Below are 18,926 nucleotides of genomic sequence, written 5' to 3'. Positions count from 1 at the left end.
TGCCCGCAAACACCGACACTACGGCGCACCGGATCGCCGAAAAGCGGGCGATCATCAGGTCCCTGAGCAGTCATGAACTCTATTTTTCACCAACCCGACCCTCTCACCTGCTTGCTCGCGCAACCGCGCACGCTGGTGTTCCTGGCGTATCCGCAGATGGGCTTGCTGGACCTGACCGGCGCACAAACCGTGTTCTGGGCCGCGTCCAAGGCCATGGCCGAACGCGGCTTGCCTGGCTACGCGTTGCACACCGCAAGCCTGGACGGCGGATTGATCGCCACCGCCGAAGGGCTGTCGGTCAACACCTTGGCCCTGCGCACCTTTGACGAGACAACCATCGATACGCTGATCGTGCCCGGTGCGCCGAACATCCGTCAGGCCATGCTCGACAATGTTGCGTTGGTCGACTGGCTGCGCGCGGCGTCAGCCAAGGCCAGGCGCACCGCCTCGGTGTGCAGCGGCACTTTTCTGCTGGCCCAGGCCGGGCTGCTGGAAGGCTTGCGCGCAACCACCCACTGGGGCATGTGCGACATGCTCAAGGGTGGTTTTCCGAGTGTCGATGTCGACCTTGATGCGATCTACATCCAGCAAGGCAACGTCTGGACTTCCGCCGGGGTCACCACCGGGATCGACATGGCGCTGGCGCTGGTCGAGGCCGATTGCGGCCGCGCCGTAGCGTTGAAGGTGGCGCGGGAGCTGGTGGTTTTTCTTAAACGCCCTGGCGGTCAAGCGCAGTTCAGCCAGTTGCTGCAAGCGCAGATCGACGACAGAGGCTGCTTCGAAGAATTGCACCTGTGGATCAGCGAAAACCTCGGCGACCCGCAATTGAGCGTCGAATCGCTGGCCCGACAGGCGCAGATGAGCCCGCGCAATTTCGCGCGGGTCTACAAACGCAAGATCGGCCGCACGCCGGCCAAGGCACTCGAGCTGTTTCGCCTGGAAGCGGCGCGACGAATGCTCGAAGACTCTCAGCGCAACATCGACCAGATCGCACAGTTGTGCGGGTTTGGCGACGAAGAACGCATGCGCGACACCTTCTACCGTCACCTCTCGGTCTCGCCCCGGGAATACCGCAGCCGGTTCTCGCGCTGACGCCACACAGCGCAATGGCGTCGGGCTCGCAGACGTTCAAATACGGTCGCTATACACACGTATAAGTACACCGCCGAACCGAGCGGCGTATCGTGCGGCAATGGCGGGCGTCCTTGACGGGCTACCCGAGATCAGCCCTGGTAAAGCAATGTCCCACACCGCTGTTGTATCGGTTGTCGATGATGATGATGAGTCCGTGCGCATGGCGCTGGACAGCCTGTTGCGCTCTCACGGCTACACCGTGCAGTTGTACCCGAACGCGGAGGCTTTTCTGGCGATGAAGGCGCCGCCCCGCCCCGGCTGCATCATCTCGGACATCCAGATGCCCGGTCTGTCCGGCATCGAGATGTACGATGAGCTGTGCGCCCGAGGCGTGCGCATCCCGATCATTTTCATCACGGGTTACCAGGGGCGTCCGCCAAGGGTCAACGCCGCATTCCCCGAGCCCCTCGCCTATTTCCCTAAACCCTTCCCGTGCGGCGAACTCATCACCTGCATCGAAAGCGCATTCAATCGCGCCGTTTGACGGCCCTCTTTCTATACCTGTGTATACCCCACCCCATACCTAAGCATGTCGGCACTGACCCTATGTAGAAGTGTCTCGCCGCACCTTCCCCGATAGCATCTTCCCCAGCGAATCGAACCGGCTCTGCGGTTGTTCACAACCACCTGCTTCGTGCAGTGCGGCAGACGGTCACGCATGAACGGACAAACCGTTCAACGACCAGAATTTCCACAGGAGTCATCCGATGAAACAGCACATTTTAGTGATAGGCGCAGGGTTTGGTGGAGTCTGGAGCGCCTTGAGCGCCGCACGTCTGCTGGACCAGCATGATCGTAATGACGTGCAGATCACCGTCCTCGCGCCCCAGGCAGAACTGCGCATCCGTCCGCGCTTCTACGAGCCGGATGTCCACAACATGAAAGCGCCGCTGGGTGAGCTGTTCGATGCGGTCGGCGTGAAATTCGTCAAAGGCATCGCCGACAGCATCGACACCGAAAACAAGCAAGTGACCTACAGCGATGCCTTCGGCACGCAAGGCACACTGAGCTATGACCGGCTGGTGTTGGCCGCCGGCAGTCGCGTGATTCGCCCACCGCTCAAAGGCATGATCGAACACGCCTTCGATGTCGATCAGATCGAAGAAGCCGCGCGCCTCGAAGCCCATATCAAGTCGTTGAAGGACCAGCCGTCGAGCGCAGCACGAAATACCGTGGTGGTCGCCGGTGGTGGTTTTACCGGAATCGAAACCGCCACCGAAATGCCGGCCCGCCTGCGTGCCGCACTGGGTGACGATGCGCCGATCAGGGTCATCGTGGTGGACCGTGCGCCGCAAATCGCCGCGACGCTGGGTGACGGTATTCGCCCGTCCATTGTCGAAGCGTCCCGAGAGTTGGGCATTGAATGGATAGTCGACGCCTCGGTCGCCTCGGTGGATGCCGGCGGCGTGACTTTGGCTGACGGCAAACGTATCGAGTCCAACACCGTCATCTGGACTGTTGGCTTTCGCGCCAGCCCGCTCACTGAACAGATTCCGGGCAGCCGTGATCCGCAAGGTCGCCTGCACGTCGACGGCCACTTGAAAGTGCTGGGGCACGTGGATGTCTTCGCTGCCGGCGACGTCGCTTATGCCGCCACGGATGATCTCGGAAACTACGCCGCGATGTCCTGCCAGCATGCGATCAGCCTGGGCCGTTATGCCGGCAACAATGTGGCCGCTGACCTGATCGGTGTCGCACCGGTCACCTACCGCCAGCCCAAGTACGTGACCTGCCTTGACCTCGGTGCCTGGGGCGCGGTGTTCACCGAGGGCTGGGACCGTCAATTGAAACTGGTCGGGCAAGAGGCCAAAGACCTCAAGACTCAGATCAACACCGTGTGGATTTACCCGCCGGCCGCCGATCGTGCAACCGCACTGGCCGCGGCCGACCCGTTGATTCCGGTGGCCTGATCACCCGACGGTTCACACTTCCCTATCGCTGCGCATTCCCAGGCGCCCGCCACGGTTTTTTTTGGCGGGCGCTTTTTTTATGCAGAACTCACAAAGCGTCGGGCGGCAATAAACGGCACTCTAGCGTTGACGCGATGGCTCCGCTGCCAGAATGTCTTCCAGAAAGTCGATGAACACATTGATACGACTGGAGCCCCGGTGATTGGGCAGGTACAACGCATTGATGCAGCAGCTCGCATTACCGGGGTTGACTTCATAACCCTCCAGCAGCCGCGTCAACCGACCGGCCTCGACGTCGGCGCGCACCAGCCAGTCGGCCAGCAGGGCCACCCCCCGCCCCGCCACCGCCGCTTCGCGCAGGATATCGGCGTTGTTGCTTTGCAGGCGACCATGGACATTGAGCTGGATGGTTTCCTCGTCGCCCTGGAACGTCCAGTGCTGGTGCGAACCCGCGTAGTCGAAGCGCAGGCATTGATGCTCGAGCAAGTCTCGCGGATGCGCCGGCACAGCATGACGGCTCAGGTAATCCGGACTCGCCACCACCCAGCGCTGGAAGCCCCCCACCCGCTTGCTGACGATATCGTCACTGACCACCGATGATCCCAGGCGCACCGAGACATCGATCTGCTCGCTCAGCAGATCGCTGACCTGATCGCTCAACGACACACTGATTTCAAGCCCCGGATGGCGGTCGAGCAATTCCCCCAGTTGCGGTGCAATGATCTGCCGGCCGAACTCCACCGGCACACTGATGCGCAAGCGTCCCTGCGCCTCGCTGCCACGGTCGGCGACAACCGCGTCGGCCTCATCGATGGCATCGAGAATGGCCAGCGCTTTCTCGAAATAGGTTTGGCCGGCGACCGTCACGCTGGTGTTGCGTGTCGTGCGGTTGAGCAGGCTGGCGCCCAATTCGTTTTCCAGCCCGGCCACCTGGCGTGTCACCGAAGAGGTGGAGATGCCGAGTTTGCGCGCCGCCGAGGAATAACCACCGCAACGGACGGTTTCAACGAACATCTTCAGTGCCAGCAACTTGTCCATAAGTGGAGCCCGATCGAAAGGAAACGGTGATGATTGTGCATCACCGTTCGCCAATCGTCTTGTAGGACCGTGCTTCATCGGACTCAGCGGTGCCTGCGGTTCACGCATCGGCCTTGCGGCTCAGGAACAGCGCCAGGGCCAGCGCCGGCAGCAACGCCACGGTCACGGCGGACAGGTTCCAGCCAAAATGTTCGTAGAGCGGACTGGCGACCAGCGATCCCAGAGCACCGCCGCCGAAGATGCTGGTCATGTACACGGCATTCAGCCGGGCCCGGCTGTGCGGATCGAGGGCGTACACCTCGCGCTGGCCGAGCACCATGTTCAGTTGCACGGCGAAATCCAGCAGCACCGCGCAAACCACCAGCCAGACATAGCTGCTGCCCGGCAGCGCGGCGATCAGCAACGAGGCTGGCGCCAGCAACAGTGCCACGAGCGTCCCGCGCCGACCGTGCCCGGCATCGGCCAGTCGCCCGGCGATCGGCGCTGCGACCGCGCCGACAGCGCCGACCAGGGCAAATATCGCCACCTGTGCCTGACTGAAACCGTGGTGCCGCATCAGCTCAATCGGTGCGAGGGTCCAGAACAGGCTGAAGCTGGCGAACAGCAAGCCCTGATACAGCGAACGCTGGCGCAGAACCGCGTGCCGACGGGCCAGCGCAAACACCGAGCCGATCAGCGCCACGTACGTCGCCTGATGGCTCGGGACGCGGCGCGGCAAGGCAATCGCCGTGATAAGGGCGATGACGGCCATCAGTGCCGCTGCGCTGAAAAACACCCCGCGCCAGCCGAACACCTCCACCAGCAGACTCGACAGTGGCCGCGACAGCAGAATGCCCAGCAACAGGCCACTCATGATGTTGCCCACCACCCGGCCACGGCTCGCCTCGGGCGCCAGGTGCGCGGCCAACGGCACCAGGATCTGCACCGCCACCGAAGTCAGGCCGATCAGCAACGACAGGACAAGGAACATCGACGGCGAATGCGTCAGGCCGGCGCACAACAGCGTCACGCTTGCCGCCAGGGTAAAGCCCACCACCAGCCGACGGTTTTCCATCAGGTCGGCCAGCGGCACCAGCAACAGCAGGCCCAATGCATAACCGAACTGCGTGAGTGAAACGATCAGACTGGCATTGGCACTGGACAGGCCGATCTGCGGCGCGATCAGTTCGACGATCGGCTGAGCGTAATAAAGGTTGGCCACGACCGCGCCGCAGCAGAATGCCAGGAACGCGACCATCAGGCCGGAAAGAGAAGCGGATGTTTCGGCCTTGGCCGCCGCTGCCGGATTGCCCGTAAGCATGATGACACCTCGATGAGTTTGGAAAAGTGACGCCAAGGCTAAGGGGCGCACAGGCCTTCGAGTATCCATCCCAAAGGCAATTGAGTGATGCGCCAAATGCAACGACCCTCGGCGTTGCACTTGGCGCAACGTGCTATTGCGCGGTCCGGCAATACTCGGACGTATGCACCTTCTCTACCCTTGGGCACCTGGCGCAGGGCTTTGCATCGGCGCCCTTCCCCGGTCGTTCAAGGAGTTGTCGAAGATGCCGAATCCGTCCCTCACGCCCACCGCGTGCCTCTTGGGCAACCGCTCATGAACGGCCATTTCATGAGATCCAGAGCGCTGTGGGTCAGCGCGGCAGCCCTCGCGTCGATCGGTGCAATCGCTGCCTTGGCGCTGATGTGGCGGCCGGCAATTGCGCCGGTCGAACGCCCGCAAACCTTCGACTCCGCACAACTGCAACGCGGCGCGCGCGTCGTCGAGGCGGGCGACTGTGCGGTGTGTCATACGCGTCCCGGCGGCCAATACCTGGCCGGTGGATTGCCGCTGGTGACGCCGTTCGGCACCCTCTACAGCACCAACATCACCCCGGATCCACAGACCGGCATCGGCCAATGGTCGCTGCCGGCCTTCGAGCGGGCGATGCGTGAAGGGATCTCCCGCGACGGGCACTTCCTGTACCCGGCCTTCCCTTACGTTCATTACCGGCGCATGAGCCAAGACGACATAACCGACGCCTATGCGTACCTGATGAGCGGCCCGGCCGTGAGCTCGCCGCCACAACAGAACCGCATGAACTTCCCGATGAGCATCCGGCCTCTGGTGTCGTTCTGGAACCTGCTGTTTCTGCATGGGAAGCCGCTGACGCCACTGGCGCAGCAATCGCAGGCGTGGAATCGCGGACGTTACCTGGTCGAGGGGCCCGGTCACTGCGCGGGCTGTCATTCACCGTTGAACCTGATCGGCGCCGAGAAATCCGGCGAAAACCTGGCCGGCGGCAGCGTGGATGGCTGGGACGCGCCGTCACTGCTGGGCATGGCGCACCGGGCAAACCCGTGGAGCAGCGAGCAACTGGTGAGTTACCTGCGGGCCGAAGTGGTCGACGGACACGGCACGGCGGCGGGCCCGATGCGCCCGGTCAGTCTCGGTCTGGCGCGCTTGCCCGCAGAAGATGCACAGGCGATTGCCGAATACCTGCTGAGTCTGCCGGCGAAAACCACAATCAACGAGGTCCCCAACGCCAGCGCCAGCGCTGAACCTGCGGATCGATCCTCTGGCGCGCTGCTGTTCGCCAGTGCCTGCGCCGGCTGCCATGCCCAAGGCGCGCCGGTGCGTGACATCGACGGCCGCCCGGCACTGGATCGCACCTCGGCGCTGCAGTCCGCCAGCCCGCGCAACTTTGTGAAAACCGTACTCGAGGGCATCCCGGCAGAACCCGGCCAACCGGGACCGGTGATGCCCTCGTTCGCCGCCAGTCTCGATAACACCCAACTCAACGCCCTGGCCGTCTACCTGCGCCATCAGGCCAGCCCCGATCAACCGTGGACCGACCTTTCCGCCACCCTCGAAGCGCTACGTCAGGAGACGAAATGACTCAGATCACCCTCAACGTCAACGGATCTTCCCGGGCTCTCGAGCTGGAACCGGACATGCCGCTGCTCTATGCGCTGCGCAATCACCTAGGCCTGAACGGCGCCAAGTACGGGTGTGGCCTGGGCCAATGCGGCGCCTGCACCGTCATCGTCGATGACCAACCGGTGTTTTCCTGCCTGACACCCTGCGCCGGCCTTGAAGGCAAAAAGGTGCGGACGGTCGAGAGTCTGGGCACGGCCGAACGCCCCGGCACTCTGCAGCAAGCATTCATCGACAAACAGGCCGCTCAATGCGGTTACTGCATCGCCGGCATGTTGATGCGTGCGCAGTCACTGCTCGAAAGCAATCCGCATCCCGACGAGCAGACCATTCGCGAACACATGGCAGGCAACCTGTGCCGCTGTGGCACGCACTTGCGCATCATCGAGGCGATCAGCCTGGTCGCCCGGCAAAACGGGAGTGCGCAATGACCACGATCAATGAGGTCGATCAGAGTCGCCGTGCGTTCCTGCGCGGGGGCGCGTTGCTGGTGGCGTTTGCTTTGGTGCCGGTCTCGCGCCGCGCCCTGGCTGACACCGAAGTCGATACCCTCGGCACGGTCGTCCTGGCGCCGGACCTGCCCGGCAGCCTGCGCACCAACCCCTGGCTCGATGCCTGGATCCGCGTCGGCCACGACGGCATCACCGTCTACACCGGCAAGGTCGAACTGGGCACCGGGGTCAAAACCGCGTTACTGCAAATTGCCGCTGAACGGCTGGAGGTCGCCCCCACAGCGATCAACCTGCTCACCGCCGACACCGCACTCACGCCGAACGAAGGCTACACCGCCGGCAGCCACACGATTTTCGACAGCGGCACCGCGCTGTTCAACGCGGCGGCGCAAGTGCGCGAGATGCTGCTGGAATCGGCCGGGCGCAGCTGGAACGTTGCGCCGGCGCTGCTGACGACTCGCGACGGCATCATTCTCGGCCCGACCGGGCAACGCATGTCCTACGCCGACGCCGTGCAGCAGGTCGATCTGCACCGCTACGCAAAATCCGCATCGCCCTCGATGCCGCCGGCGTCGTTCAAGCTCATCGGCCATTCGCTGCCACGTCTGGATATCCCGGGCAAAGTCAGCGGCGGCGCCGCGTTCGTGCAGGACATTCGCCTGCCGGGCATGCTCCACGCCCGGGTCATCCGCCCGCCGCGTCCCGGCTGCACGCTGGAAGCCATCGATATTGAATCGATCAAGACGCTGTCCGGGGTGGTGCAGGTGATTCGCGACGGCAATTATCTAGCCGTGGTAGCGCGGGACGAATGGCAGGCGATCAAAGCCATGCGTCACGGATACGCCTCCGCGCGCTGGAGCGGCGGACAGGCGATTCCCGAATCGCGCGACATCCACACCTTGCTTAAACGCCTGCCGTCGCGTCGTTATCCGATCAGCCATGAAGGCACGCCCCAAGGCGCGACCGACAACGAATATCGCGCCCGGGTGACCAAGCAATACCTGATGCATGGCTCGATCGGTCCGTCCTGCGCCGTGGCCTGGTTCAAGGACGGCACCCTCACCGTCTGGACCCACACCCAGGGCGTGTACCCGTTGCGTGCCGGAATCGCCGAGATGCTGCGGCTGCCACCCGAGCGCGTGCGCTGCATCCACACCGAAGGCTCCGGCTGTTACGGCCACAACGGCGCAGACGATGCCGCGGCCGATGCGGCGCTGATTGCCATGCGCGTGCCGGGCACGCCGGTGCGGGTGCAATGGATGCGCGAGCAGGAAAACCTCTGGGAGCCCTACAGCTCGGCGATGGTCAGCGAGGTGCAAGCCAACCTTGACGCACAGGGTCGGCTGCAGGACTGGAACTATGAGCTGTGGACCACGCCGCACAACGAACGCATCGTCAACGCCGGGCGCTTGCTGCCCGCACGCCTGCTGGCCCGGCCGTTCGCTTCCGCACCCTCGGTGCCGATCGCTCAGCCCGAAGGCGACGGCGATCGCAACGCAGTGCCGCTGTACGCCGTGGCCTCCTCGCGGATCGACATGAACTTCGTCACCGAGATGCCGTTTCGCACTTCAGCCATGCGCTCGCTGGGGGCGCACATCAACGTCTTCGCCATCGAAGCCTGTATCGACGAGCTGGCCGCCAAGGCCGCAGTCGATCCGGTTGCCCTGCGTCTGGCGCACCTGACCGATCCTCGGGCGCGGGCGGTGGTGGAACGGGTGCGCGATGCAATCGACTGGCCGCAAAAAAGCAGTGAACCCGGCGCAGGCCTTGGCTTCGCCTTCGCGCGCTACAAAAACATCATGGGCTATTGCGCCATTGCCGTGCGTCTGCGGGTGCATCCGCAGACCGGCGAAGTGCAGATCGATCACGTCGTCACGGCGGTCGACGTGGGACAGATCGTCAGTCCCGATGGCCTGCGCAACCAGGTCGAGGGCGGGATCGTGCAATCCACCAGCTGGACGCTGTATGAAAAGGTTGCCTATGACGCCGGCGGCATCCGCAGCTACGACTGGAGCGGCTACCCGATTCTGCGCTTCTCGCAAGTGCCCAAAAAGGTCGACGTTCACCTGCTCGACCAGCCGGGGCAACCGTTTCTGGGGGCCGCCGAAATCGTCCAGGGTCCCATGGCGGCCGCCATCGGCAACGCCGTGGCGAATGCCACCGGATGGCGCTGGCTCAACCTGCCCCTGACCCGCTCGCAGCAGCCTTCCTGAACCGCGCCACGTTGCATTTCACGCAATGCAGCGTGGCGTCGCGTGTGGATTATCAAGCACCGGACAGCCGCTTAACGTAGGGCCATCCGGTGTCGGCCCCAACGCCCGACACCGTCCACCGACCTTTTTCGAAGACTGGAGAACCCCCATGACACAACAACTGTTCCGTCCCATCGCCCTCGGCCCCTACACACTTCCCCACCGGGTGGCGATGGCGCCGTTGACTCGCTCCCGTGCCGGGCAACCGGGCGACATCCCGACGTCCATGAACGCCGAGTACTACCGCCAGCGTGCGAGCGCCGCGCTGATCATCACCGAGGCGACGCAGATTTCCCGTCAGGGCCAGGGTTATGCGTGGACGCCTGGCATCTACAACGATGAACAAGTGCAAGCCTGGCGCGAAGTCAGCCGCCAGGTACACGAGGCCGGCGGGTTGATTTTCATGCAGCTGTGGCATGTGGGCCGCGTATCGCACCCAAGCTTTCAACCGGACAACGCACTGCCGGTGGCGCCGAGCGCATTGCCTGTACCGGGCAAGACCTTCATCGTCGATGCCGAGGGCAATGGTGTGTGGGGCGACGTGCCAGTGCCGCGCGCACTGCAGGTTTCGGAGATCGCCGACATCATCAACGACTACCGCCGCGCCGCCCGCAATGCACTGAACGCCGGGATGGATGGCGTGGAAATTCACGCCGGCAACGGCTATCTGCTGGACCAGTTCATCAACAGCAACAGCAACCAGCGCACCGACGGTTATGGCGGCACCCTGGAAAACCGTGCGCGCCTGTTACTGGAAGTGGTGGCGGCCGTGGTCGACGAAGTCGGTGCCGACCGTGTCGGCGTGCGCCTGACGCCCATGGGCCGTTTCATGGGCATGGGCGATGAAACCCCGCAAGCTACGTTCGGCTACATCGTGCGCTCGTTGAACCGCTGGAAACTGGCCTACCTGCATCTGGTCGAGCCGGCCGTGGTCGGCACAGTCAAGGACGAGAATTTCGACCCGCGCTGGGACGCGATCATCGGCCAGTTGCGTGATGCCTGGGATGGCGTGCTGATGATCGCCGGCGGCTACGACCCCGAGTCGGCGGAACAGGCCCTGGCCGACGGTCGCGCCGACATCATCGCGTTCGGCAGACCGTTTCTGGCCAACCCCGATCTGCCTCGGCGAATCCGCGAGGGCCTGACGCTCAACGCACCGGACCCGAGCACGTTCTTTGGCGGCGATCAGCGTGGCTACATTGACTACCCGTCCCATGCCTGACCCGCTGACCGCAGGGTGCTGACCGAGGGAATTTAATAACTCTTCAGGATTGTTTAAGGACTTTAAAGGGCGTCGACGCAGAGACTTTGCACAACGATAAGGAGAGCAAACATGAGCCCGCAATCGCTGATTTCCGACCATCCACGCCCCCTGATGCGCCCGCTGGGATCGTTGACCAGTTGGCAGGAACGTCGCGCCAAGGAACTGATGCTCAGGGACCTGAGCCGCAGCGCGCGCATCAGCGAGATCGCCGGCCTCTGCAATCTTTCGCGCAGTCATTTTTCCCGTGCGTTCAAAAAGAACACCGGGTACTCACCGCAGGAGTGGTGGCTGAGGATGAAGATCGAGAAAGCCAAAAGCCTGCTGATCACTTCGATGCCGATCACCGAGGTCGTCTACGAATGCGGGTTTTCGGACCATTCGCACTTCACCCGCACCTTCAACCGCCTCGAAGGCATGCCGCCCCGAGAATGGCGTCGCGCCTTCGTCGCCAACCGCGCGCCCATCGCGCTTCAGTTGCCTGCCATCGAACTCGACGCTGCACTCTGGAGCGTGCACAACGCTGGGCACGCCCACCCCTCGCACGCTTGACCTGACCGAACCTGACGTTACCCGCTCCTCCCCTTTGGCCGCTGATGCGGCCTTTTTTTATTCGGCGCCAGCCGGTTCCAGCGGCAGGTCGAAACTGAGTCGGGCACCCTGCTCGCTGTCCTCGATCAGCAACGTTCCGCCATGTGCGCCGATCACTGATCTGCAGATGGCCAGGCCCATTCCCATGCCGCTGCCCTTGGTGGTGTAAAAGGCATCGAATACCTGCTCGCGCTGAGGCACGCCAATCCCCGGCCCGTTGTCCTGGAACGTCACCCGCACATGGCCGTCCCTGACGGTGGAGCTGATGACGATGCGCCCATCCGGCACCCCGGCGCCGGCGATCGCCTCCATCGCATTGGTGATCAGGTTGTACACCACCTGCTGGATCTGCACCGAGTCGCCCCACACCTGACATTGCGCATCGAGTCGGGTGTGCAGTGCGACGTTGCGGTTGGCCAGTTCGGTCGCCGTCAGTTGAACGACGCCACTCACCAACTCGTCAATTTGCACCGGCAAACGCTTGAGCGGCGCCTGCCTGGCCAGTGCGCGCAACGCCTGGACAATGTCGGCGGCCCGCGTGCTGTCCGAGCGGATGTCTTCCAGGCCCTGAATCGCCTCGTCCAGATCGGGCTTTTCACGCTTGAGCCAGCGCAGGCTGGCCGAGGCATTGGATTGAATGCCAAGCAGCGGCTGACTGATCTCGTGGGCGATGGAGGCTGAAAGTTCGCCCATGACCTTGAGGTGCGAGTTGCGCGCCAGTTCGGCGCGGGAGCTGCGCAGATCCGCTTCCATCTGCGCCCGCAGGCGGTTGTCTTCCACCAATTGCGCATACAGCCGGGCGGTCTCCAGCGACACCGCTGCCTGGGAGGCAAGAATTTCCAGCATGGTCAGCCGTTCGGCACTGAACAGGCCGGGCACCAGGCTGTTTTCCAGATAGACCAGACCAATCAACGTGCCTTGTCTGAGCAGCGGCAGGCACAACATCGAGCGGGTCTGCCGTCGACGCAGATCGGCGCCATAGGCTTCCGGGCAATCGACCCGCACATCGTCGAGCACCAGGGGTGCACGGGTGCGCATCGTTGCATTGAGCACCGACGCAGGCGCCAGCGCCTCGAGCGCCTGATCGCTGTCCAGCGCAATCAGCAGATTGCCGGCTTCCATCGACGCGGCGGCCGCCAGGCGCAGGTCGCCTTCAGCGACCATCATCAGCACACCTTGGTCAGCCCCGGCCTGAACCATCAGGTGGTTCATCAAGGTCTCGACCAGCCGATCCAGCAAGACCTCCTGGGACAGTGCCCGCGCGGCCTCGATACCCGCCTCCAGGTCCAGCCGGCCCCGGTTGATCGGTTGTGAAGGTTGCGAAGCGGGTTCCGTACGCAGAAACGGATGGCGGTTTTCCAGTTGCCGCGCCTTGGCGCTCGCCCCCCAGAGGTCGTAGCAATCCCGAGCAAAACGCAGGTGGTGATGAGCCCCCGAGACCAGCTCATTGGACATGCAGACGTCGGCCAGTTGCTCGTGCGCCAATGCCTGTTCGTGAACGAAACCGGCGGCGGCCGCTGCGATCTGCGATTGATCGAAGCAACGGATGGCAATCAGGTCCTGACCGCGCAAGCGCGCGATCACGCCCTCGATCAACAGCAGTTTGTTGCGGAACGTCGCCGGATTGAGCGCGGCCCATGCAAGAAATCGCTGGCGTTGCTGCTCAAGCACTTGCAGCTTTCGCTCAACGTCACCCGGCACTTGCGCACTGGCCAGTGCGAGGCTGCGAAAGAGATGGTAATCGGCAAGATTGATATGCGCCGGAATGGACCAGGCCACCGTCGCGGCGTCTTCGAAACGCCGCCAGGCATACAGCGCATCGCCTGCATAAAAGGCCGACATGCCGGAATACAGCCACGACAGGAACAACGTCGACTGCGAAACGCAGGCGCGATCGATGGGGCCGAAACGGTCGTGTTCCACGCCCTCCAGTTCAGACAGTGCCCGCACGGGGCGACCGTCGCGCAGGTCGATGGCGAACGCCTGCTGCGCCAGCAGAATGCGTTCGATATCGACGTAATTGAACTGCCTCACCCAGGCCAGACCGTGCTCCAGTTCGTCCAGCACCTTTTGCAAGGGTTCGCCCATGAACAGCAGGTCGGAAACAATGTGATTGCAGGCATAGCAGGACATGCCCAGGTCCCCCCCGGCCTGACCGCACTCGAACGCCGCGAGCGCTGTCTGCCGGGCATACGCCATCGGCCTGGTCCATGGGCTGACCTGATCGAGCGCCACCAGGGTGCCTGTGCGGCCGGCCTCATAGCCATGCAGGTCAGTCAGTTTCAGGGCGACTTGCGCAAATGCCAGTCCGTCCACGTATTCGCCGAAACGCTCGGCGATCATCACGCCAAACCATGCAAATCCGTAGCCACTGCTTGGCGTAGTGCCGTGCTCGAGCGTGAGTTCGACCATTTTCGCCAGGTGCAGCAAGCGGAGATCGTCATCGACGAAGAACGAAGGAATCAATGTGCCGAGCAGCTCCATGGCCGCCTCGATCTGCGCATCCTCAGCCTTGGGCAAATGAACCAGATCGGCGATCGCTCGCGTGCCGATCAGGTCGCGCACCTGCGCAAAGGCCCGGGTCAGATGGTCCTCGGGAGGTTTGCGTTGCAGGGTGATGCCCAGCAGCGCCAGGCCGGTCAATGCCTCGGTGATCGCCCCTTCATAGTCGGAGTGCAGCGTGCGCAACGTGGCACGCAAGCGATAGGTTTTCGCGCGATCCGCGTCCGTGAGCGCGTGGTTCAGGCAATCATCGAGACGTCCCTGGGCCCCCGCCAGATCCGCCAGCAGCATCGCGCACTCGGCAGCCAGCCACGTGCTGGCGAACGCTTGCGGATAGAGGTGGGTCCAGCCGCTCTGACCGAGCAGGCGTTCAGCCGTCTGCAGATAATCCGCCGCCAGTTGCACGGCGGCCGAATCCCTCGCGCGCTCGGCAGCCTCGACCAGGACATCAATAAACGCGGCGCGGTGCGGCTCCGCCAGTGCAGCATCGTCGACACGCTGAATCTGACCGGCAATCTCGAACACGCGCTCATGGGCCTGTTCGCCCCACAGGTCCAGCATGGCAGCGGCGATGCGCGCATGCTCACTGCCACGCCCCACCGGCGAAGGCAGCTGACAGGCCGCCTCGAGCACCCGGTCGTGGCCGAACACCAGTTGCGCGCCGGCGCGCAGCAGTAATCCCCCATCGACCAGACTTTGTACATCGCGCGCCAGTTGCACCGAATCAAACGGCAACATCCGGCCCAGCAGCGACTCGTCACAGCGACCGCCGATGTAACCCGCCGTGCGCAGTACGTCTCGTTCGGTCAGTGTCAGACGGTCCAGTCGCTGCACCATCAACTCCGCGACGTTGTCGGCATAGCGATAGCTGTCCACGTCGCTCTGGTTCCAGACCCAGCGATCCGCCGCCGCGTCGAAACGCACCAGACGCTCATCGATCAGCGCCCGCAGCACCTGACTGACGAACAGCGGATTGCCGGCCGTTTTCAAATGCACGACCTGGGCGAGCACTTCAATGCTGGCGGGATCGGTGTCCAGTTCTGCGGCCAGCAGTTGCGCGACGGCGGACACTGACAAGGCGCCCAGCGTGATGTGAATGCCGGGCAATGCCTGTTCGCCGCGCAGCACGTCGAGTATGGCGTCCTCCCGCGCAAAGGCCTTCGACCCGCTGTCCCGGTACGCCAGGATCAGTACCAGATGCCGCGGTGGCCGGGCGAAGAAAGCGCGCAGAAACGCAAGCGTCGAATCGTCCGCCCACTGCACGTCATCCACGAACAGCACCAGCGGTCGCCCGGGCTGAGCAAACACCTCGAGCGCATCGAGCAACGTGCGATTGACCCGCTCAAGTGCGTGCCGGGCGGGCATGTTGGGTAGTTCCGGCGTGGCACCGATCACCAGCTCGGCCTCGGGGGCCAGATCCACCAGGATCCTGCCGCGCCCCTTGAGCCGTTCAATCAGTTGCGCGCCGAGGGTTTGCAGTTCCAGTGCGGGTTTGCCCAGCAACTGAGTCATCAGCGAACGAAAGATTTCCGCCAGCGGCGCATTGGGGATTTCCTGCTGCAACAGGTTGATCTTGCCGCTGGCCCAATAGCCGGGAACCAACGGCCGCACGCCCTGATGGATCAGGGTTGACTTGCCCGCCCCCGGTGTACCGCCCACCCACAGCACGCGGGCGATACCGTCGCTGCGCACCTGACTGATCTGCTCGAGCAATTGTGCGCGCTCCGCCTCCCGACCAAACAGCACCGGGTCGTTAGCAACGGATGGCAGTGCATCGAAGGTGCCCAGCCTGAAAGCCTTCACATGGCCATGCTCCAGCCATTGCTGACGGCACCAGACAAGGTCAGTGGCCATCGACTCCATGCTTTGATAGCGAGCACCCGGCTCCTTGGCCAGGCCTTTGAGCAGCACGCGACAGAGGCCTTCCGGCAGGTCGGCGACATGCACGGCCGGCGATGCCGGCTGGACAGCGGCATGCACATGCCGCCAGTGCGAAGGGTCGCGCGCCGTCAGGGGTGGCTGGCCGGTCAAGGCGTGATAAAGAATGCTCGACAGCGCGTAGACATTGCTGCGCTCATCGAAACCGGCGCCATCGCGCCGAACCTGCTCGGGGGCCAGGTAGGGCCAGTGCTCCAGCGCAGGAAGCTCAGCGACGGCGCCCGCCTGCTCGTCGGTGTGATAACCCAGAAGGCTCACCGAATCATCGGCGCCCACCCGCAAGTGCCAGGGCAACAGATTGGACTGTCGTGCGCCGGCCTTCCCGGCATTGACCAGCGCATGGGCCGCCGCGACCGCGATGGCAAGCAAGCGGCCCGGCGGCAGGCCAGGCTGACCGAGCAGGTCAGACAACGCCACGCCCGTCTCGGGGTAGACCAGCAACGGCCCTTCTGCCGAACGGATGAAGGCAACCGGCCGGATCGCCCAGGCTGAATCCGGGCGCAGATGAAAGTCCCGTTCCAGACGCTTGCCCACGTCAGGACGCTGGATCGGTGCGCGAGCGGCCAGCCAGCGGAAGTCCGACCGAGGATCGTGGATGGTGAACCAGGTCAGGTCGTTTTCCCGGCGCAGCAGCTCGAATGCACAGCCCTCCAGCCAGGCGTCATCCGGCACGACATCCGGGTTGCAGAGGGCTGGAGAGGAGGAAAGTCTGCCGGGCATTCGCTGTCACCGCTCATTATTCGTTTCAGGCCTGGCGCAGGAGTATACGCAAGGCTCTGGCGCAGAGGTTTCGTGGTGATGCCCATGTCCGCATCCGGCACCATCATGGCCGTCGAGCGCCTGTCCCGACCGGTTGCAGAGATTGAAAAACCACCGGCCTTATCCCTCGGGATAATTGCATTGTGCGAGGTCGTCGCCTAGCGTGTCGTCCTGATGAACCGGCGCCCTGTGCCACTCACTCGACACCACGCAGAGAACCGTATGATCCGACTCGGCCAAGCGACTATTTCCCTGGAGCGGCGTGAAGCCTTTCTTGACGGGCGGCCGCTGCGCGTGGGAGGACGGGCGTTCGAACTGCTGTCGGTGCTGATGCAGGCCGATGGCCGGATCGTCAGCAAAGATGAATTGCTCACCCAGGTCTGGCCCGATACCGTCGTCGAGGAAAACAATCTTCAAGTGCAGATCTCATCGCTGCGCAAGTTATTTGGAGAGAATGAGATCATCCAGACGGTCCCGCGCCGAGGTTACCGATTATTGAAAGACAGTGCCCCTTCCCTGCCCCCGTTCCACCCGGTCGCTGCGAGCGCCCCTGCAACAGAGCATCAGCCTGCGATCGATCCGGACAGCGTGCCGGTGTTCATCGTGGACGACGAGGCTTCCGTGCGCACGGCACTCAGCCGCCTGCTGCGGGCCGAAGGCGTGCCCCACCGGATCTTCAATTCGGCTGAAGAGCTGCTTGGCGCAGATCTCGAGGCCGGACCCGCATGCCTGTTGCTCGACGTCAGCCTGCCGGAGGCCACCGGTCTGCAGCTGCAGTCGACGCTCGGCGAGCGAGGACATCCATGGCCGGTCATTTTCATGACCGGTTACGGCACTATCCCGATGTCGGTACAAGCGATGAAAGCGGGCGCCGTCGAGTTTCTGACCAAGCCGTTCGACGACGACCAGTTGCTGGCCATCCTGCAAGCGACCCGCCAACGTGCAGCGGTTGATTTCCAGCAATGGCAGCGGGTCCAGAGCGTGCGCCAGCGAGCCGCCCTGCTGACGCCACGGGAACGTGAAGTGTTGCCGTTGATCGTCGCGGGTCTGTCCAACAAGCACATTGCCAACAAGCTGGGCACCAGTGAAGTGACGGCCAAGGTTCATCGCAAACACATCATGGTGAAAATGCAGACGCGCTCGCTCGTCGGGCTCGTCGAGCTGTATGGCCTGATCAGCGCGCCGCCACCGTCCGGCGTGCAGAACCCTTCATGAGTCAGGACACCGACACGCCCGCGCTCGCTGTCAGCGCGATTATCGTCTGCATCGTCGACGACGATGCGTCCGTACGTAAAAGCCTCGCCAACCTGCTGCGCTCCGCCGGTTACCACGCCCGGTTATACAGCGGTGGCGAGGATTTCCTGGCGCTGGAACATTTCGAGGACATTGCGTGCCTGTTGCTGGACCTGAAAATGCACGGTTTGTCAGGGATCGAGGTGATGCAGGCGCTGGCGTCCCGAGACAGGAAATTCCCGGTCATTTGCATGTCCGCCCATTGGGACGACGCCGCCCTGGCCGAGACCCGTCGCTACAATGCCTTCGCCTGCCTGGGCAAGCCGTTCTCCGGTGATGTGCTGCTCAGGGCCGTGGAGTCGGCACTCGAAAACGACAGTTGAAACGGTCGTTCGCCGCGACCCACGACTTTGGCTGCACGCCAGAAGCAAGAAGGCCTGCCAAACCGGCAGGCCTTCTTCGTTTTCGCGGAGCGTTACTGCTTGAGAATCAGCAGCGGCTCGCCCTTCTTGACGATGTAGGTCGCCAGTTCCGAGCCCTTCTCGTTGCCGACGTTCTTGGCGATATGCGCCACACCCGCCGGGATGAACAGCGAATCCCCCGCCTTCAGGGTCACCGGTGCCTGGCCTTCCAGTCGGTATTCGAACGTGCCGCTGATCACGTAAGCCACTTCCACACCCGGATGCGCGTGGTTGGGCGACGTGACGCCCGGTTCGAAATCGACGCGAGCCTGGATCACCTCGCGATCCGCAGCACCCAGATCCTGTCGGACCAGATCGGTACGGCTCAGGCCTTGTTGCCAGTTCTTCGCCGGGGCGGCAGATGGGGTTTCAGCCGCCTGTGCGAGGCCGGTCAGCGAAACGAGTACGGCGGCAGCGGTCATCAGAAGTGTGCGGCGCATGGTGTTGTCCTCTTGGAAGTAGTGATGTGTTGGCCACTACT

General features: G+C 63.5%; 14 protein-coding genes. 10 read left to right on the top strand and 4 right to left on the bottom strand.

Annotation, left to right across the window (positions count from 1 at the left end):
* Nucleotides 1-72: 72 nt before the first annotated feature.
* The 3 genes from ACKUG4_RS01210 to ACKUG4_RS01200 all read left to right on the top strand — a co-directional run bounded on the left by ACKUG4_RS01210 (nucleotide 73) and on the right by ACKUG4_RS01200 (nucleotide 3,044).
* On the top strand, nucleotides 73-1,092 hold the full coding sequence (locus ACKUG4_RS01210) for a GlxA family transcriptional regulator (RefSeq protein ID WP_011333875.1): 1,020 nt from the start codon (nucleotides 73-75) through the stop codon (nucleotides 1,090-1,092).
* A 148-nt stretch (nucleotides 1,093-1,240) separates the two neighbouring features.
* On the top strand, nucleotides 1,241-1,618 hold the full coding sequence (locus ACKUG4_RS01205) for a response regulator transcription factor (protein WP_445433215.1): 378 nt from the start codon (nucleotides 1,241-1,243) through the stop codon (nucleotides 1,616-1,618).
* Nucleotides 1,619-1,841: 223 nt separating this feature from the next.
* Nucleotides 1,842-3,044 carry an NAD(P)/FAD-dependent oxidoreductase gene (locus ACKUG4_RS01200; protein ID WP_445433214.1) on the top strand — a complete coding sequence of 401 codons (1,203 nt, stop codon included), beginning with the start codon at nucleotides 1,842-1,844 and terminating at the stop codon, nucleotides 3,042-3,044.
* Between the two features lie 120 nt (nucleotides 3,045-3,164).
* Here ACKUG4_RS01200 and ACKUG4_RS01195 read toward each other — a convergent pair whose 3' ends face one another.
* Entirely contained in the window at nucleotides 3,165-4,082 is a 918-nt protein-coding gene (locus ACKUG4_RS01195) for a LysR family transcriptional regulator (protein ID WP_443525423.1), read from the bottom strand.
* Between the two features lie 100 nt (nucleotides 4,083-4,182).
* Entirely contained in the window at nucleotides 4,183-5,382 is a 1,200-nt protein-coding gene (locus ACKUG4_RS01190) for an MFS transporter (RefSeq protein ID WP_064596030.1), read from the bottom strand.
* A gap of 309 nt (nucleotides 5,383-5,691) precedes the next feature.
* Here ACKUG4_RS01190 and ACKUG4_RS01185 point away from each other — a divergent pair, with 309 nt between their 5' ends.
* The 5 genes from ACKUG4_RS01185 (at nucleotide 5,692) to ACKUG4_RS01165 (ending at nucleotide 11,513) form a co-directional block, all read left to right on the top strand.
* Nucleotides 5,692-6,957, top strand: a complete 1,266-nt coding sequence (locus ACKUG4_RS01185; RefSeq protein ID WP_445433213.1) for a c-type cytochrome — start codon at nucleotides 5,692-5,694, stop codon at nucleotides 6,955-6,957.
* Nucleotides 6,954-7,427 carry a (2Fe-2S)-binding protein gene (locus ACKUG4_RS01180; protein WP_064596021.1) on the top strand — a complete coding sequence of 158 codons (474 nt, stop codon included), beginning with the start codon at nucleotides 6,954-6,956 and terminating at the stop codon, nucleotides 7,425-7,427. Before ACKUG4_RS01185 ends, ACKUG4_RS01180 begins: the two co-directional genes overlap by 4 nt.
* Nucleotides 7,424-9,661: a xanthine dehydrogenase family protein molybdopterin-binding subunit gene (locus tag ACKUG4_RS01175; protein ID WP_445433212.1), complete on the top strand. Its 2,238-nt coding sequence runs from the start codon at nucleotides 7,424-7,426 to the stop codon at nucleotides 9,659-9,661. Before ACKUG4_RS01180 ends, ACKUG4_RS01175 begins: the two co-directional genes overlap by 4 nt.
* Nucleotides 9,662-9,809: 148 nt before the next feature.
* Nucleotides 9,810-10,922: an alkene reductase gene (locus ACKUG4_RS01170; RefSeq protein ID WP_085611796.1), complete on the top strand. Its 1,113-nt coding sequence runs from the start codon at nucleotides 9,810-9,812 to the stop codon at nucleotides 10,920-10,922.
* A 111-nt stretch (nucleotides 10,923-11,033) separates the two neighbouring features.
* A complete protein-coding gene (locus tag ACKUG4_RS01165) occupies nucleotides 11,034-11,513 on the top strand; it encodes a helix-turn-helix domain-containing protein (protein WP_039772141.1) in 480 nt (159 codons plus the stop codon).
* Between the two features lie 57 nt (nucleotides 11,514-11,570).
* Here ACKUG4_RS01165 and ACKUG4_RS01160 read toward each other — a convergent pair whose 3' ends face one another.
* Nucleotides 11,571-16,625, bottom strand: coding sequence for a trifunctional serine/threonine-protein kinase/ATP-binding protein/sensor histidine kinase (locus ACKUG4_RS01160; protein ID WP_445433468.1), 5,055 nt, complete (start codon nucleotides 16,623-16,625; stop codon nucleotides 11,571-11,573).
* A gap of 348 nt (nucleotides 16,626-16,973) precedes the next feature.
* On the opposite strand from ACKUG4_RS01160, the gene ACKUG4_RS01155 reads away from it, so the two are divergent.
* Both ACKUG4_RS01155 and ACKUG4_RS01150 read left to right on the top strand, forming a co-directional pair.
* The gene (locus tag ACKUG4_RS01155) at nucleotides 16,974-17,966 is read left to right on the top strand and encodes a response regulator (protein WP_445433211.1); all 993 of its coding nucleotides are present in this window, start codon (nucleotides 16,974-16,976) and stop codon (nucleotides 17,964-17,966) included.
* Nucleotides 17,963-18,367 (top strand): response regulator transcription factor, encoded by a 405-nt coding sequence (locus tag ACKUG4_RS01150; RefSeq protein WP_445433210.1) that lies wholly within the window; start codon nucleotides 17,963-17,965, stop codon nucleotides 18,365-18,367. Before ACKUG4_RS01155 ends, ACKUG4_RS01150 begins: the two co-directional genes overlap by 4 nt.
* Before the next feature lie 92 nt (nucleotides 18,368-18,459).
* On the opposite strand, the gene ACKUG4_RS01145 is transcribed toward ACKUG4_RS01150, so the two are convergent.
* Nucleotides 18,460-18,885, bottom strand: coding sequence for a cupin domain-containing protein (locus ACKUG4_RS01145; RefSeq protein WP_085747393.1), 426 nt, complete (start codon nucleotides 18,883-18,885; stop codon nucleotides 18,460-18,462).
* Between the last annotated feature and the right edge of the window lie 41 nt (nucleotides 18,886-18,926).

This window comes from Candidatus Pseudomonas auctus, assembly GCF_048654275.1.
Classification (GTDB): domain Bacteria; phylum Pseudomonadota; class Gammaproteobacteria; order Pseudomonadales; family Pseudomonadaceae; genus Aquipseudomonas; species Aquipseudomonas pharyngis.
Note: the sequence above shows the minus strand (reverse complement) of the source record. Positions and strands in the feature narration are given on the sequence as shown.